Here is a 17619-nt window from a genome sequence, read left to right on the forward strand (position 1 = left end):
TTCATATTAATTTGTAATAATACTATGTGATAATAATTAATTTCTTATGTCTAAGAAGAGGTGAAGTATGGATTTAGAATATTTTAAAAAATATGGTAAAATTATTGGAGTAGATGAAGCTGGTAGAGGGCCTTTAGCGGGACCAGTTGTTGTTGGGGCTGTTTTATTAGAAAATATAAAGCAATTAGAGATTTTAAATAAAATATCTAATGATTCAAAAAAAATGACAGAAAAAGCCAGAAATGAAGCTTTTGAAATCATTACAAATAATTTTAAATATTCCATAAAAATCGCAAGTCCAGAAGAGATAGATATTTATAACATTTTTTCTGCCACAACTTTTGGTATTAAAAGAAATTTAGAAGAATTTGATATTTCAAACGCTTTTATAATAATAGATGGAAAAAATTTTAAGTTAGATATTATTAATTATGAATGTATAGTCAAAGGAGATATGAAATCAAAAGTAATAGGAGCAGCATCAATCTTAGCGAAAGTTTATAGAGATAGAATTATGGTAGAATTAGGTGAAAAATATCCAGAGTATAATTTTCAAAAACATAAAGGGTATCCAACCAAAGAACATATAGAAAATATAAAAAAATATGGCATAAAAAACTTTCATAGAATAACGTTTAATCCTATAAAAACGTTATTATTGAAAAATGAGATAAAATATAATAAAAATGATTTCAATTCTATGAGATTAATGAAAATAGGTTTATAGGAGGGATTATGAAAGAATTAGAGAATTTTAAAAAATTATTAGAAATAATGGAAACTTTACGTTCAGAAAATGGTTGTCCATGGGATAAAAAACAAACTCATGAAAGTTTAAAACCATATGTTATAGAAGAAGCTTATGAATTAGTTCATGCCATTGATAGCAAAGATAAAAATTATTTGATAGAAGAATTAGGTGATGTTTTACTGCAAGTTATTTTTCATTCGCAGATAGCAAAAGAGAATAATGATTTTTCTATTAATGATGTCATAGAAAAATTAAATGAGAAATTAATTAGAAGACATCCACATGTTTTTGAAAACAAAGGTGAGTATTCTTATGAGCAATGGGAAAAATTAAAAGCTAAAGAAAAAGGGAAAAAAGAATTTTCAAAAATAGGAGAGTATAATCCAGGTATGCCTCCTTTAATGAATTTGAGACGATTAATTGAAAATTCTTTGGCCGTAAATCATGATCCGTTTAAAAATGAAGATATTATAAATTTATTAATTGAAGATTTGAAAAAAATAAAAAGTGACAAATTAAATAAAAGATATAATATTAATTTTTTAACACATTTGATATATTTCTATGTTAAAAATAACATGAATATAGATTCTATTATTTCAAAAGCTGCAGAAATTTTTGTTGAAGAATATAAAAAAAATGAAAATAGGGAGGATTTATAATGAAAAAAGGTTTATTACTGGTATTCATATTATTGTTTGTTTTTACTTCTTTTGCTATTGTGAAATATGAAGATCTTGAAGCTAAAACTATAGCAATCATTAATGGTGAATCAATAAATTACGATTATTTTCAATCACAAGCAAAGACATTAGAAGTTTTGAGAGGAATTAATAAACTAAATAATGTTTTTTATAAAATATTAGTAGGAACTACTGAAGGTAATACAGTTATACAAAAGTATGAAAAAACAAAATTAGATAAATTAGCCGGAGAAATTTTATTTATTCAATTTACAGAAAAAGTCAAAGGTTTAGATTTGAAAAGAGATGAATTATATAATTCCATAAAGTCTCAAGTTGAGAGTATTTTTAATTCCTCCAAACTTTCAGAAAATGATATTTTATTATACTTAATTTCCAAAGGATTTGAAAATAAAGAACAATATATTTATAATATATATCATGACAAACTGTATCAACGATCTGTTTCTGCAATATATCAATATTTGATTGATAATGTAACAGTTTCAGAAAATGAGATTAGAGATGAATATGATAAAAATAAAGATAAATATTTCAAACCACAAGCTGCTGATATTAAACTCGTTTTATTAAATTCTTCTGATGATGCATCATTGGCTTATCAAAAAATAATTGATGGATACTATACATTTGATGATATTTATAATAATAAGATTTCTTCAAATGAAGCTACGATGATGAGAGTAAATATTGATAATGAACAAAGTGATTTTCTTAAAACAATTAGATCATCATTTCCAGGTGCTATATTAAAACCTATGAAATATAATAATGATTCTTATGCTTTAATAAAAATAGAAAAGAAATATCCAAAAACTCAAATGACATTTGAAGAAGCAAAATCTGAAATAATTAAAAATTTAAAAGATGAGAAAGCTAAAAAACTATTTGATGAATTAGTTTCTTCAGAATTTCAACAATTTAAAAATAATTCTGAAGTTATTATAAATTCGAAATATTTTAAAGGAGATGAGATAAATGGTAACTAAAGAGCAAGTAATGGAAGTATTAAAAAATGTATATGATATGGAAGTTGGATTTGATGTTGTTTCATTAGGACTTATTTACGATGTTAATATAGATGAAGAAAATAACGTACATGTATTAATGACATTAACAACTCCAATGTGTCCTTTAGCAGGTTTTATCACTGAAGATGCAAAAAATAAAGTAGGGTCTATTGAAGGAGTTAATAGTGTTAATGTTGAATTAACCTTTGATCCACCATGGGACCCTTCCAAAGCTTCAGATGAGGTAAGAACAATTTTAGGAATATGACGCTAAAAGAAATAATCAAGAAATATAAAAATATTCTTATTAAAAAGGGGATTAATAATCCCCTTTATTTTGTTGCAAAATTAATTTCTGAAATAGAAAATATAAATCTTTCCAATATTTTAATAGAAAACAATTTTGTTATTTCTGAAGATACATTAACTAAATTAAAAAAAATTATTTTATATGATTATCCACCTGAATATATAACAAATAAAGTTATATTTTATGGATACGAATTTTATGTGAATAATAATACATTAATACCACGAATAGAAACTGAAGATTTAATAAATATTGCAAAAGAAATAATAATAAAAAATAATTATAAATATATCATGGATATAGGCACTGGAAGTGGGGTTATTGCTATTATTTTAAAAAAATTATTTCCAGATGCTACAATTTATGCTGTGGATATCTCAAAAGACGCTTTAGAAGTTGCAGAAAAAAATGCTAAAAATTATGATGTAAATATAAAATTTATACAAAGCGATATTTTTGAAAATATTCCTAATAATATACTCGATAATATAGAGTTTATTGTATCTAATCCGCCTTATGTTGAAAGTGAGTTTTATATTAATAGTTCTTCATTGAAATATGAGCCCAAAATAGCTCTTGAAGCTGGAGGTGATGGGCAAGAATTTTTTAGAAATTTATTGAAATATAAAGATACTTTACTAAAAAAACATATGATATTTGAAACTACTGAGTTTAATATAGATAAAACTGTAGAAATATTATCTAACTTAGGTAAAACAAAAATATATAATGATTCATTTGGGGTTAGAAGATTTGTGGAAAAGATAGTGAGAAATAAAAATTAACATCAAAGGTGCGGAAACCGCACCTTTGATGTTAAGATATTAATTATAATTGTTCTAAAACATTAGCACATCTTGGACAAGTATCTGGATATTTTTCGTTTTTCCCAACCTCAGGATGTATTTTCCAACATCTTTCACATTTTCTACCTTCAGCTTTAACTACTTTAACTTTTGCAAATTCGCCATCATATCCATCATCAACGATGCCTAATTCGAATTGTGATGTGATAAATAAATCAGCTACAAAATATGGATCGTATGAACTTAAAATTTCTTTTAACTCTTCAGTTTTAGGTTCTACAATAATTTTGGCATCTAATGGATGACCAATGAACTTTTCTCTTCTTTTTTCTTCTAAAGCTTTTGTAACATCTTCTCTTAATTGGAATATTTTATTCCATTTTTCTTCTAATTTTTTATCAAAATATTTTTCATTAACCTTTGGCCATTCTTCTAATTGAACAGTTTCATATTTTTTAGTGGGTAAATATGAATAAATTTCTTCTGTTGTAAATGCTAATAATGGAACCATTAATTTTGTCAAAGCTACTAGCGCTTCATACATAACTGTTTGAGCGGATCTTCTTAATCTTGATTTTGGTAATTCTGTATATACTCTGTCTTTTATAATATCTAAATATATAGAGCTCATTTCTACTGTACAGAAGTTACTTATTAGATGATGTACTCTGAAAAATTCATATTTTTCATAAGCTTCAGTAACTTTTTCTATTAATTGGTGAACCTTCATTAATGCCCATTTATCTAATTCTTCCATTTCTTCATAAGGAACTGCATCTGTTTCAGGATTAAAGTCTGATGTATTACCTAATAAGAATCTTATAGTGTTCCTGTATTTTCTATATACTTCAGTTTGTTGTTTTAAGATATCGAAGGATACTCTAATATCACCTCTATAATCACTGGAAGCTACCCATAATCTTAATATATCAGCACCATATTGGTCTATAACATCAAAAGGACTAATTACATTACCTAACGATTTTGACATTTTCTTTCCATCTTTATCTTTAATAAAGCCATGGGTTAAAACCGTTTCATATGGTGCTATTCCATTTTTTGCTACTGATAAGAATAATGAACTTTGGAACCAACCTCTATGTTGATCAGTACCTTCCAAATATAAATCTACAGGATATTTTTTCAAGTCATCTCTAACATTTACGACAGCATCCCATGATGAACCAGAGTCAATCCATACATCCAAAATGTCTTCTTCTTTTTTGAAGTGAGTTCCACCACATTTTGGACATTTATATCCTTCGGGTAAGAAGTCTTCAACAGGTCTTTCATACCATGCATTTGTTCCTTCTTTTTCTACTATATTAATTACATTATCTAATACATTAGGGTCTAAGAATGTTTCTCCGCAATCTTCACAATATAATGCAGGAATTGGAATTCCCCAAGCTCTTTGTCTTGAAATACACCAATCTGGTCTATCTTGAACCATAGCTGTGATTCTGTTCTCGCCCCAGTCTGGAATCCAATTTACTTTTTTAATTTCTTCTAATGCTTTTTCTCTTAAATTATTTTTATCTACAGAAATAAACCATTGTTCTGTTGCTCTAAAGATAACAGGATTTTTACATCTCCAACAATGTGGGTATGAATGCCTAATATCTATTTGAGCTATTAAATGGCCAGATTCTTTTAAATCATTTATTATAATTTTATTACCTTTCCAAATATGTAAACCTTTATATTTTCCAGCTTCATCTGTAAATATTCCTTCATGATTTACAGGAGATAATATAGGAAGATTATATTTTAAACCTGTTTGATAATCTTCTGCACCATGACCTGGAGCAGTATGAACACATCCTGTACCATCTTCAAGAGTTACATAATCAGCTAATACTATTAACGATTCTCTATCCATAAACGGATGTTTAGTTTTTTTGTATTCAAGATCTTTGCCTTTAAATTCTTCAACTATTTCATAGTCGTTAATTCCAGCTACTTTTAATAAATTGTCTAATAAACCTTTGGCTAAAATCCATTTTTCTTCTCCTACTTTTACTTTTACATAATCAAAATCTGGATGAACAGCTATTGCAACATTTGCTGGTAAAGTCCATGGAGTTGTTGTCCAAATAACTACAAATGTATTAGGTTCATCTGTCATTTCAAATTTAACGTATATTGAATGAGATGTATGATCATGATATTCTATTTCAGCTTCTGCCAGGGCTGTTTCACAGCTCGGACACCAATATATAGGTTTTTTGTTTCTAAATACATTTCCATCTTCAACCATTTTCTTTAATATTTCAAGAACTTTTGCTTCATATTCTGGCTTTAGAGTAACATATGGGTTTTCCCAGTCTCCTCTAACACCAAGTCTTTTAAATTCTTCTTTTTGAATGTTTACAAAATTTAATGCATAATCTTTACATAATTTTCTTATCTCAAGTTTTGACATTTGCTTTGCTTTTTCGCCTAAATCCGTAGTAACTTTGTGTTCAATTGGAAGTCCATGTGTATCCCAACCAGGAACATATGGTGCATTATAACCTTGCATTGTTTTATATTTAATTACAATATCTTTTAATACTTTATTCAAAACATGTCCAAGATGAATATGTCCATTTGCATATGGAGGTCCATCATGCAAAATATAAGTTGGCGCTTTTTCTCTTTCTTTTCTAACATAGTGCTCTAAATCTAGTTCTTCCCATTTTTTCAATGTTTCTGGCTCTTTGTTTTTTAAATTTGCCTTCATTTTAAATGAAGTTTTTGGTAAATTCAACGTATCTTTATAATCCAATGTAAAGCACCTCCACTAAATTTTTAAAAGTCTATCTATAGTATCTTTAAATTCTGTTAAATCCAATGATTTTACAACGTAAGCATCTGCAACCCATGATGCCATATCACTCTTATAATGACTATATGCAGTCATTAATATAATTTTTTTGTTTGGATATTTTTTTCTTATTTCTGAAGCAAGTTCTAATCCATTCATTTCTGGCATTTCTATATCCAGTGAAATAACATCAAAATTTTGATCTTTTGATAAAATTTCTAAAGCTTTTTTTGCGCAATTAGCTTCAACAACTTCATAACCACTCTCTTCTAATTCTTCTTTTAATAATAATCTTATATTATCTTCGTCATCGACGATTAAAATTCTTGCCATACTTACCCCTCCCTTAATTTAAAGGTAATTCAAATCTAAAAATAGTGGATCGTTCATCTGATTTTACTAAATAAAGTTTACCTTTATGTTCTTCTTCTATTATTTTTTTACAAATAGGTAATCCTAAACCTGTTCCTTGAACTTTTGTAGTAAAGAAAGGTGAAAAGATTTTACTTTGTTCTTCATATGGAATAGGTTCGCCATTATTTTCAATCTGAAAAAATGCATAATCATTTTCTATACCTGTTTTAATATTTATATAATTATTTTCGTTTGTTGCTTCTATAGCATTTTTTATTAAATTTATTAATACCTGTTTTATTCTACTTCTATCACATTTTACATCTATTTTATCAAACATTTTTTCAAATTTCAACTCTAAATTTTTTTGTACAAAAAAATCTTGATACATCAAAATTATTTCATTTATAAGAGAATTAATATCAACATATTCAAATGTGGGTATTCTGCTTCCTCTACTAAACTCAAGTATTTCAGAAACTATACTTTCTAATCTAGACAATTCATCCATTATTATGTGTGAATACTGCTTTATTTTATCAGGTTGATCTAATTTTTTCATCATTCTATTAACAAATCCACCAATAATTGTTAAAGGATTTTTTATTTCATGAGCTACTCTTGCTGTCATTTCACCAATTGCTGCTAATTTTTCTCTTCTGGCAATTTCTTTTTCCATCTTGTAAGTTTCTGTAACATCGTCAAAAGTAACTATAACTCCTTCAATAACATCAAGGTCTCTGTTCCATAATGGAGAAAGTTGTATATCAAAAACCCTTTCTTCATTTCCATGATTTATGATATATTTAGGCATTTTCATTTCTTCTCTGGTGAAAAAAATACTTTCAATAGAATTGATAACATCATCACCTAGTTTTTCTTTTAAAATTTCAGCACTTTCACCAACTATCTGTTCTCTATTTTTATCAAAAAAAAGTTCTGCTTTTTTATTCCATTCAAGTATTTTTCCTTTTCTGTCTATAACAATTACAGCAAGTGCAAGGTTTTGTAAAATATTTTCGTTAAAACGTCTATAAAAATCTATTAAGTTTTTTTGTTCTTCTAAAAACTTTGTTTTTTCTTTCAATTCCTCATAATTTTCTATTGTCTCAATAGATAATCCAATACTGTCTTGGAATATTCTTAAAATTTCAATATCAACAGATGATATTTCTTTATAAGTAAATTTGTTGTCTGCAATAACTATTCCTTTAGTTTCCCATTTTCCTGTGATAGGAATAATAACAAATTCATCAAAATTAATAATTTCATATAAATATTGTAATTCATCATATTTTAATTTTATCATTTGAGGGACTACGTGAATTATATGTTTTTTAGTAACAGCTCTTTCAAGGATAGGTTGACCCTTATATACAATTAATCTGTTTTTAATGGATTCTGTTAATTTATTATTTGAAGTTAATTGAATAGCTTCTTCTCTTAAATATTGGACGATATCACCATATTTTAATGCCCTTTTATTTGCTTCTTTCCATATTGCTTCAACATTTTCATCATCAGATGGACCTACCCATATTTTAGGTATTAAAACACCTTTTGTTCTATCTCTTTCTAAATAAAGGGCTCTATTAAATTTAAGTCCTCTAACACTTGTTAGTCCCATTAACATTATTTTTATAGCATTATTTTTATCAAATGTTGATCTAACAGCTTGACTGATTTTATGCAAAGAATTTAATTTATCTAAATGTTCTCTTTGAACTTTAATTAGATCTTCGTGATTTTTTTTCAAAGTTATAAGCTTTTCAATTTCATCTTTGAGCTTATCATATAAGTATATTCTACTTAATGCCAATCCAAGTCTTCTGGTGATATTTCTTAAAGATGCAAGATCGAAATCATCAAAATGTTTATAAGGCCTAAATCCAAATCCTTCTTTTCTATTATATACACTAATTACTCCATATTCTACATTATCTATTATTATTGGAGCATATAGAGCCGATAATACCTCTGAAGATACAGGGACTTCAAATTCTTTAAATCTATTTTTTCCAACAACTAAAAATGGTTTTTTGTTTTTTTTGCATAATCCTTCAAGAGAAGATGATTCATTTAATATATTTTTACTAATATCCTCTTCTGAAAATCCTGAATAATTCTTTAATATTAATTTATTACCTTCCGTCTTCCAGAATAAAGTTCCCTGAGCATGAAGCATATTTTTAATGGTCTCTAACATCTTTTTTATTAATTCATTTTCGTCTAAAATATTTTCAAATAAATCTGTGATTTCTTCAATATATCCTAATCTATCTCTTGTTTCTTCCAACACAAGAAATTCCATAGTTAATTTTAAAATTATAGCATAACTTTCTGTTTCATAATAAAAATCATTTAATTTTTCTTTATCAAATTCAATCGGAACTCCAAAAGCTCCAATTAATGAATTATTTAAAACTATAGGAATTAAATATAAATTTTTTACATTTAAACAATTTAATTCTTCATATTCATCAATTGTTATTTTATAATTGTTTTTTGATAATAAATTTTCTAATAATCCTTTGTTATCTGAAAAATAAATTTTAAATTTCCCAATAGCGTCACATTCGCTAGAAGCCCCTAATAATTTTAATAAATTTCTAGGGGGTTCATGTATAAATATGAAAACCTTGGTATTAAATTTTTCAGATAAATTCTTTGCAGTATCATTTAATATTGACTTTAAAAGATTAGAAGGATCTTCATTTGAAAAATTTTTTAATATATCATTTAGCATTTAATCACTCCCAATTAGGAATTTGTAAAAGGAATAAAAATCTTACAATACTATTATACTATAAAAAACAATAATTTTTAACAATAATACTCATAAATTAAAATTATTTTGATATAATTACATATCTTTCGTATGGAGGAGATACGTGTGGGCAAAGAAACGATAAAAGAAATAACATTAATTACATTTGGTACATTTATAAATGCGATTGGATGGACTATGTTTTTGATTCCCTGGAAAATTATTGGCGGAGGGTTAAGTGGTGTAGGAACAATGATCTACTATGTTACTGGGATACCTGTAGGTATAAGTTATTTATTAATGAATATAGTTTTGTTATATGCAGCTATGAAAATTATTGGAAAATCTTTTGGATTTAAGACTATCTATGGAATAGCCAGTTCTAGTTTTTTTATTACATTCTTACAGGGATATTTTCATTCACCTATAATTTATGATGAATTTTTATCAACTGTAGTAGGTGGTATATTATTAGGAACTGGAATTGGAATTGTGTTTTTAGCCGGAGGTACTACTGGAGGTACTGAAATAATTGTTATGATTATAAATAAATATAAAAATGTTAGCCCTGGTAGAACTATGTTTTTATTTGATATAATTATAATAGGTAGTTCAATTTTTATTTTTGGATCTTTTGAAAAAATTATATATGGATATGTTACCATGGCAATAGCAGGATATTCCACAGATTTAGTACTTGAAGGTATCAAATCATCAGTCCAATTATTTATTTTTTCAGAATCATATGGATATATTGCAGATGAAATTACTAAAACACTTGGAAGAGGAGTTACTATTTTACAAGGTACAGGATGGTATACTAAAGAAAATAAAAATATTATTTTAACAGTTATTAAAAGACGTGAATTACCAACAGTTTTAAAAATAATTAAAAAACATGATAAAAATGCATTTGTTTCAATGTCATCAGCAACTGGAGTATATGGTCAGGGTTTTGAAAAATTAAAAGTATAGGAGGATTTTTTATGTATGATTTTGTTGTTATAAAGTATAGTGAAATAGGAACAAAAGGGAAAAATAGAAAAATATTTGAAAGTAAATTAATGAATAACATAGTACTTCAATTAGATCACAAAGTAAATGCTAAAAAAATATATGGAAGAATAATTGTGTTACCCAAAGATGATGAAAAAATAAATAAAAACATGCTGAATTCTTTAAAAAAAGTATTTGGTATTAAGTCTATTTCACCAGCAATTGAAGTGGAAAAAAATTATGAAGATATAAAAAGTAAAATAATTAAATTAATTAGAGAAAAAGGAATAAATACTGGGACATTTAAAGTTGAGGCTAGGAGAACTGACAAAAGTTTTCCTATTAGAAGTTTTGATTTAAATAAGAATCTTGGTGCGGATATTTTAGAAGAATTTCCAAATTTATCAGTAGATGTTCATAATCCAGATTACTTAATTAGAGTTGAAATAAGACATGAAATATCTTTTGTGTATTTTGAAAATATTGAATGTTTTGCGGGATATCCAGTAGGTTCAGGTGGAAAGGCTAGTATAATGCTTTCTGGAGGAATTGATAGTCCTGTAGCTGCCTGGATGATGATGAAAAGGGGAATGAAACTAAATGCTATATCTTTTTATAGTCCACCAAGTAACGATGAAAAAACTATAATGAAATTAATTGAATTAAGCAAGAAATTAAGTGAATTTTATCCATTTAAATTTTATCATTATATTATACCTTTTACAAAGGTTCAGCTTGTAATTAAAGATTTAAATGTAGAGAGCTATTCTTTAATTTTGCAAAGAAGGTCCATGTTAAGAATAGCTTCTAAATTAGCAAAACATACTAATAGTCAGGCTTTGATTACAGGTGAAAATTTAGGGCAAGTAGCTTCACAAACATTAGAAAATATGATAGCTATTTCTGAGGCTACAAATATGTTGATTTTAAGGCCTTTGTTAGGATTTGAAAAACTGGAAATAGTCAACAAATCTCAAGAGATAGGTACTTATGATATTTCAATATGGCCGTATAAAGATAGTTGTGTGGCTTTTTTACCAAAAAATCCAGCTACCAAATCTTATAGTGATAAACTAAAAAAATATGAAGAAAGAATAAATAATTTAGAAGGATTAGAAAATGAAGCTTTAAACAGAGGTTTAGTTTATGTAATTAAGAATGGAAAAGTGATTGAAAGCTATATATTTTCTGATAAAGAGGTGATAGAATGAAAAAGATATTTTTTTATATACATACCTTTTTATTAACTATATGGTTTTATGTTGGCTTTTTAGGATACATTGTAATATATGGATCTATAGTTTTACTAATTTCTAAATTTTTGAAAAAAATAAAAGGCGAAGAATCATCAGAAAATTATTTAAGAAAGGTAATTTATAATTTTGGAAAAAGATCCTTTAAATTAATGGGAATAAAAGTAAATGTTGAAAAAGAGATAGATTTGGCAGAATTAGAGAGTGAACCCTATATAATTGTGGCAAATCATCAAAGTTTATTTGATATACCATTGATTATAGGTTATGTATATCCAGCAGGATTTATAGCTAAAAAAGAATTAGAAAAAGCTCCAATTATATCCTCTTTTATTAAATCATTAGGTTCAGTTTTTATTGATAGAAAAAATCCTTCCCAAGCTGCTAAAGCTTTAAGAGAATTAAGGAAAAAATTATTAGAGGGAAGAAAATTGACTCTTTTTCCAGAAGGGACTAGAACTTTAGATGGGAATGTAAAAAAGTTTAAAAAGGGATCTTTAATGATACCATATAGATATGGCATTAAAATAGTTCCAGTTTCTATTGATGGAACATATTATATGAATAAAAAAGGAGAACATTTGATAAAGCCTCATAAAATAAAGATAAAAATATTTAAAGCGATAGACCCAAAAGAATTTGAAAATGAAAATGAATTAATAGAGTATGTATATAATTTAATAGCTTCTGAAGTTAATAAATAAAAAAGGAAGTGATTTAATGCTAAAAAAGGTGGATGTAATCACAATGGGCTTGGATAAGGTTTCTAATTCGCCTGTTATTTTTTTAAGGATAGAAAATACTCATATGGGATTACCTATTTGGATAGGTGCTTGTGAAGCAACATTTTTAGCTTTATCAATAAAAGAAGAAAAAACCCCAAGACCTTTAACTCATGATTTAATGCTAAATATTCTTGAAGAAGAAGGATATATATTAAAAAGAATAGAAATAATAAATATGGAAAGAGACACATATTTTGCAAATTTAGTTTTAGAAAAGGATGGCTCTGAAACCGTTTATGATTCCAGACCATCTGATGCGATTATATTAGCTGTTAAAAGTAAATCACCTATATATATTAAGGATAAAATTGTAATAGAAAATGGAATAGATTTATCTTTTATACCTATAGATGATCAAGAAATTGAAGATGAAGAAAATAAAAGAAAAGAATTCCAAGAATTTTTAAAGAATTTTGATATTGATACTATTAAAAAACACTTTTTTGATGAAGGGAATGAAGGTAGTGAAAATAAATAATTTCAGAATTTTTTTCGATAAAAAAGCATTAGTTTATTTTGATTTATTTCAAATAAATGATTTATTAAAAAAATCCTTAAAATATTCATTTTTTTCAGGAGGAAAAAGATTAAGACCTTGGATAATATATAATATTGGACGATATTATAATGTAGAGGAAGAAAAATTGTTAAAGATAGGGTTCGCTACAGAAATATTGCACACAGCATCTTTAATTCATGATGATTTACCGTCTATAGATAATAGTAATTTTAGAAGAGGTAAAGAAACAAATCATATAAAATTTAGTGAATGGCAAGCTATCTTAGCTGGAGATTTAGGGTTTGTGTTACCATTTTATTTGTTTTCTCGGTTTGATGAAATGGAATCAAAAGAATTAAATTCCTTTTTTTCTAAAACAATTTTAGAATTAATTGAAGGAGAAGCACTTGATATAGCATTTGAAAAAGAATTATTATTACCAAAAAAGGAAGATATAGAAGAAATGTATGTGAAAAAAACTGCAGCTTTATTTGAATTTTCTTTTTGTGTAGCTCCTTTGATAAAAGGAAAAAATGATGAATTTGAAATATTAAAAGAAGTAGGGAGAAATTTTGGATTATCATTTCAAATTTATGATGATTTAAAAGATAAATATGGCATATTTGAAGATATAGGTAAAGATTTAAATAAAGATGAAAATAAATATACGTTGTTAAAAGTTATGTCCGATGAAGACGCAAAGAATTATGCAGATAATTTATTTAATGAATCTTTTAATACGCTATTGAAATTGGGGATGTCTGAATTTGCAAAGGCTTTAATGGAAATAAAATCTTTGATTGAAAGGAAGTAAAAATGGCTAAAAAAGAAAAGAAAGAAAAGAAAAAAAAGGTTAAAGCCAAGAAAAAGAAAAAGGTTACAGATGAAGAGGCTGAACACAAGAAAAAGAAATTAGATTTAAGTAAGATTACAGGTATTTTTAAAAAAATAAATTTAAGAAAAATTAATATTAAACAGGTTATTTCTGATTTAAAAAACTTCAAGCAATTAGATAAAAAGAAGAAGAGATTAATGCTTGGAGGTATATTGTTATTTATTGCGTTAATATTGGTTATTATACTAATTCCAAGATTTTCTATTAGAAAATTAAAGGTTGAAAGTCAACCAAAAACTGCCTCTATTTCAAATCTTTTTTTATATGTTCCACCAGATGCTTTTCAATATAAAAAAACCTTTACAATTAAGCCATTAAAAGAGAATTCTGCAGAATATCAAAATCTGAAAACAATGGGTAATTTTTATGGACCTATATATCAGATTATTCCAGATGATAACAAAGAAGAATCATCCCTTAAACCGATAAAGATAAAATATAGAATTCCTATGGATTTATATTATGGGGATAATTTTAATAATTTTTCTATTATGTATGCTTCAGATGATGATCCTCCTATAATTAGAAAAATTCCTGGTTGTGAAATATTCAAGGATGAATCATTAGGAGATTATATAGTTCAAGCAAATACTTTTCATTTTTCTAAATTTGGATTATATGTAGATCCTAATCCTAAAGAAGTATCTTTTGGGTTAAAAACATTAATTGAAAAACCACCATCCTTGGAACCTGATATAATTTTGGTGCCAGGAATAGATAATAATTTTCTTGGATTTGTTCCAAATACTCAAACTATAAATAATTTGTATGGGGAAAATGTATGGAGTTTATATTTCCCTAATAGAACTATATGGAATTATAAATATCCACTATTAGAAACAAAACCCAAAAGTTATATGGAAGCTTTTTTTGGGTATTATATAAGAACAGGTTCGAATAGCTATCTTGAGTTTGAGGCTGAAAGATTTGCTGCAGAACTTAAAGCAAAACAAAATAAGCAATTTGATATTATAGCCCAAGGTATAGGAAGTTTAATAGTCAGATATGCTTTAGAAAAGCATCCGGAAATAAAAAATGTTAGGACTGTTAGTTTATTTTCACCTCCTAATCATGGTATTAATATAGTTAACCCTATATATTATAATATAATTTATAAAAAAAGCCCTGAAATTATGGAGTTAGCTTATGGAATTAATAAAGAGGAATATAATTCATTATTTTTAAATGTTAGTTCTAAACTTGAATTAATATCTTCTTATTATAAAGAGCTTTTGCCAGATTCTGAATTTATAAAAAAATTAGAATCTTTAAAGAAGAGAGAAGATATAAAATATTATGTATATGTTGGAACTAAACCAGACATAAATGTTCATATAAAAAATACAAAGTTAGCTACTTTTTATCCGGAATTCATAAATGGTAACGGTGACGGACTAGTTACTGTTGAAAGTGCAAAATTAGAAGGAGCCAAATATTATACTTTTGATTTACCATATAATAAATTATATTCAGATAACGATGTTTTAAATTTATTAAAAAAGAATTTGTCCGAAGGTATTCAAAAAGTAAATGTACCAAAAATAGATAGTGATGAATTTCCAGAAACAAAAAAAGAAGTGATCGAAAAAGCTCAACAAAAAGAAGAAGAAAAGGAAAAATTGACATCTATCTATAATAAGCCAGTGAAATATGAAAAAAAAGAATTATTGAAATTATCTAAACAATTATTATATTTAAGAAAAGTAATATACGGAAAAATATGCAATTTAAATGGAGAGATCCTTTTAGTTACAGATAAAGGGGTATATAATTTAGATGGAGAAAATATATTAAATAAAAAAATATATGGAAGTTTAGATTATAAAAACAGATTATATGTTACTACGGAAGATGGAGTATATGCAATTGATAATAGTACAGAAAAGTTTGTGAAAATTAGAAATTTAAATTTTGCTTTACATGATAATGTATTCTATTTACCAGAAATAAGAAAATATATTTTTGTTGATTATAACAGTGGTTTAGCGAAAATTAGTGAAGATGATAAAATTATTGTAGAAAAGGATATCTTTAATAAAATTAAAGTATTAAATAATGATTTTTATTTGGTTTTAGGAAACAAAATAATGAAACGAAAGAATAATGAGTGGATTACTTTAGTTACTAAAAAAGGTATTGAAGATATTCTAAAGAAAAAAATTGGATATTTTGAAGATTATTTTTCTAGATCATATTATATGTATTTGCTCACCTCGGACTATAAATTAATAATATATGATACAAAAAAAGATAAGATTCAAGTATTAGGAGATAGCGATGTTGGAAAAATGAAGTTGTTAGAAAATTATAATAAACTATGGATATTCGATAAAAATTACATAACTTATATAGACTTAATTGATAAGAATTTTCCAGGAGAATATCAAACATTAAATGATTTTGAATTAATGGATGTTGCTGATTATAAAAAAGATTCATTTTTATTCTTTATTAAAAAATCAGGGGGATATGAGTTATGGACAGCTCAATATTAAAAAAGATATTATTAATTATTTCTTTAATTATCATAATATACTCATATGGGCAGACTCTTCTTGATAAAGCTGAAGTGTATTATTTTAATGGTAGAAGTGCATTTCAAACGGAAGATTATGCAAATGCTGAAAGATTTTTTGAACAAGCATTAAATCTTACGGCTGAAATAGAAATCAAATATCCAGATATTAGATATATGTTAGGATGGACAAAATTTTATCTAAAAAAATATAGTGAAGCAGAAAAATATTTAAAATATTATACAGATGATCCTAAAGTAGTTATAGCCTTAAATAGTATAAAAAGAGGTAATGTTAGAGAAGATTTGCATTTTACTACTATAAAAGTATCACCCACACCAGCTTCTACAGAAGCTACAAAAAGTGATATAAAAGTTGGATTATTTTACTATATTATAGTAGCATTTGTCATATTTTTTATTGTAGTGTTAGTAGTAGCTTTGATTTATTTCTTTATATTAAAGAAATATTCATTTGGAGAAAAAGTTGAAGAAAAATTTTTGGAGCCCAAAGAAGAAGGAATGGAAGAAGAAGTTGAAGAATCAATACCTATGGAACAAATTTTAGAAGTAAAAATTGATGAATTAGAAGAATTATGGAGTGAATATGAAAAAATGAAAGAAAAAATGGATGTAGATGAAGAAGATATAGCACCTCAAGAAACAACGAATACTCCTCCGGCTGCCGAATCACATGTGGAGGAATTAAATATTGATGAATTACTTAATGAGCCAATAGAAGAAAAAAAGGAAACTTTAGATTTAGAGGATATTCTTGAAGAGGATAATCTGGAAAAAGTTGAAGAAACAGAAATTAAAGAACCTTCAGAGGAACATGTAGAAAAAGATATAGAAAATACAGAGAATGATGAACAAGAATCTGAGGATAATAATATAGAATCTATTATAGAAAAAGAGAAAATGGTAGATCTTGATTCAATAGAAACAGTGAAACCAAACATTGATGTTATTACAAAATATAATAAAATAATGTCTGAACCAGAAGGCAATATTGTTGTTTCTAATATAAAGGGGGTTGAAGAATTAGAAAATATTGATGAAGAAGTAAAAAAGAAAGGTGGGCAATTTAGTAAAGCTGACTTACATAATATATTTAAAGAAGTATTTGCAGATAAAAATAGAGATAATCTTATGATAGAATAAA

At 26.2% G+C, this 17619-nt stretch carries 15 protein-coding genes; 12 read left to right on the top strand and 3 right to left on the bottom strand.

The genetic code is table 11. The features are described 5' to 3' along the window. The first annotated feature begins 67 nt into the window (after nt 1-67). From ACZ5CK_RS07685 to ACZ5CK_RS07705, 5 genes are read left to right on the top strand one after another with little or no spacing between them, the layout of a single operon-like run. Nucleotides 68-727: a ribonuclease HII gene (locus tag ACZ5CK_RS07685; RefSeq protein ID WP_464581240.1), complete on the top strand. Its 660-nt coding sequence runs from the start codon at nt 68-70 to the stop codon at nt 725-727. 8 nt (nt 728-735) lie between these two features. Continuing rightward, on the top strand, nt 736-1413 hold the full coding sequence (locus ACZ5CK_RS07690) for a MazG family protein (RefSeq protein WP_464581241.1): 678 nt from the start codon (nt 736-738) through the stop codon (nt 1411-1413). Further along, nucleotides 1413-2444 (top strand): peptidyl-prolyl cis-trans isomerase, encoded by a 1032-nt coding sequence (locus ACZ5CK_RS07695; protein ID WP_464581242.1) that lies wholly within the window; start codon nt 1413-1415, stop codon nt 2442-2444. The genes ACZ5CK_RS07690 and ACZ5CK_RS07695 overlap by 1 nt, the downstream gene beginning before the upstream one ends. Further along, a complete protein-coding gene (locus ACZ5CK_RS07700) occupies nt 2434-2733 on the top strand; it encodes a metal-sulfur cluster assembly factor (protein WP_464581243.1) in 300 nt (99 codons plus the stop codon). The genes ACZ5CK_RS07695 and ACZ5CK_RS07700 overlap by 11 nt, the downstream gene beginning before the upstream one ends. Further along, nucleotides 2730-3560 carry a N5-glutamine methyltransferase family protein gene (locus ACZ5CK_RS07705; RefSeq protein WP_464581244.1) on the top strand — a complete coding sequence of 277 codons (831 nt, stop codon included), beginning with the start codon at nt 2730-2732 and terminating at the stop codon, nt 3558-3560. The genes ACZ5CK_RS07700 and ACZ5CK_RS07705 overlap by 4 nt, the downstream gene beginning before the upstream one ends. Nucleotides 3561-3603: 43 nt before the next feature. Here the strand turns inward: ACZ5CK_RS07705 and ileS are convergent, their stop codons facing one another. From ileS to ACZ5CK_RS07720, 3 genes are read right to left on the bottom strand one after another with little or no spacing between them, the layout of a single operon-like run. Next, nucleotides 3604-6351: an isoleucine--tRNA ligase gene (gene ileS, locus ACZ5CK_RS07710; protein WP_464581245.1), complete on the bottom strand. Its 2748-nt coding sequence runs from the start codon at nt 6349-6351 to the stop codon at nt 3604-3606. A gap of 15 nt (nt 6352-6366) precedes the next feature. Next, nucleotides 6367-6723 carry a response regulator gene (locus ACZ5CK_RS07715; RefSeq protein ID WP_464581246.1) on the bottom strand — a complete coding sequence of 119 codons (357 nt, stop codon included), beginning with the start codon at nt 6721-6723 and terminating at the stop codon, nt 6367-6369. 13 nt (nt 6724-6736) lie between these two features. Continuing rightward, nucleotides 6737-9490 (bottom strand): ATP-binding protein, encoded by a 2754-nt coding sequence (locus tag ACZ5CK_RS07720; RefSeq protein WP_464581247.1) that lies wholly within the window; start codon nt 9488-9490, stop codon nt 6737-6739. Nucleotides 9491-9637: 147 nt separating this feature from the next. On the opposite strand from ACZ5CK_RS07720, the gene ACZ5CK_RS07725 reads away from it, so the two are divergent. The 7 genes from ACZ5CK_RS07725 to ACZ5CK_RS07755 are packed head-to-tail and all read left to right on the top strand — an operon-like array spanning nt 9638 to nt 17618. Further along, nucleotides 9638-10486, top strand: a complete 849-nt coding sequence (locus tag ACZ5CK_RS07725) for a YitT family protein (RefSeq protein ID WP_464581248.1) — start codon at nt 9638-9640, stop codon at nt 10484-10486. An 11-nt stretch (nt 10487-10497) separates the two neighbouring features. After that, nucleotides 10498-11718: a tRNA uracil 4-sulfurtransferase ThiI gene (thiI, locus tag ACZ5CK_RS07730; RefSeq protein WP_464581249.1), complete on the top strand. Its 1221-nt coding sequence runs from the start codon at nt 10498-10500 to the stop codon at nt 11716-11718. Next, entirely contained in the window at nt 11715-12464 is a 750-nt protein-coding gene (locus tag ACZ5CK_RS07735) for a lysophospholipid acyltransferase family protein (RefSeq protein ID WP_464581250.1), read from the top strand. The genes thiI and ACZ5CK_RS07735 overlap by 4 nt, the downstream gene beginning before the upstream one ends. A 16-nt stretch (nt 12465-12480) precedes the next feature. Then, nucleotides 12481-13023 carry a bifunctional nuclease family protein gene (locus ACZ5CK_RS07740; RefSeq protein ID WP_464581251.1) on the top strand — a complete coding sequence of 181 codons (543 nt, stop codon included), beginning with the start codon at nt 12481-12483 and terminating at the stop codon, nt 13021-13023. Beyond that, nucleotides 13001-13858, top strand: coding sequence for a polyprenyl synthetase family protein (locus tag ACZ5CK_RS07745; protein WP_464581252.1), 858 nt, complete (start codon nt 13001-13003; stop codon nt 13856-13858). The genes ACZ5CK_RS07740 and ACZ5CK_RS07745 overlap by 23 nt, the downstream gene beginning before the upstream one ends. A 2-nt stretch (nt 13859-13860) precedes the next feature. Continuing rightward, nucleotides 13861-16434, top strand: a complete 2574-nt coding sequence (locus ACZ5CK_RS07750; RefSeq protein WP_464581253.1) for a hypothetical protein — start codon at nt 13861-13863, stop codon at nt 16432-16434. Continuing rightward, the gene (locus ACZ5CK_RS07755) at nt 16416-17618 is read left to right on the top strand and encodes a hypothetical protein (RefSeq protein WP_464581254.1); all 1203 of its coding nucleotides are present in this window, start codon (nt 16416-16418) and stop codon (nt 17616-17618) included. Before ACZ5CK_RS07750 ends, ACZ5CK_RS07755 begins: the two co-directional genes overlap by 19 nt. Nucleotide 17619: the final 1 nt, after the last annotated feature.

The sequence above is a fragment of the Marinitoga okinawensis genome (assembly GCF_055387075.1).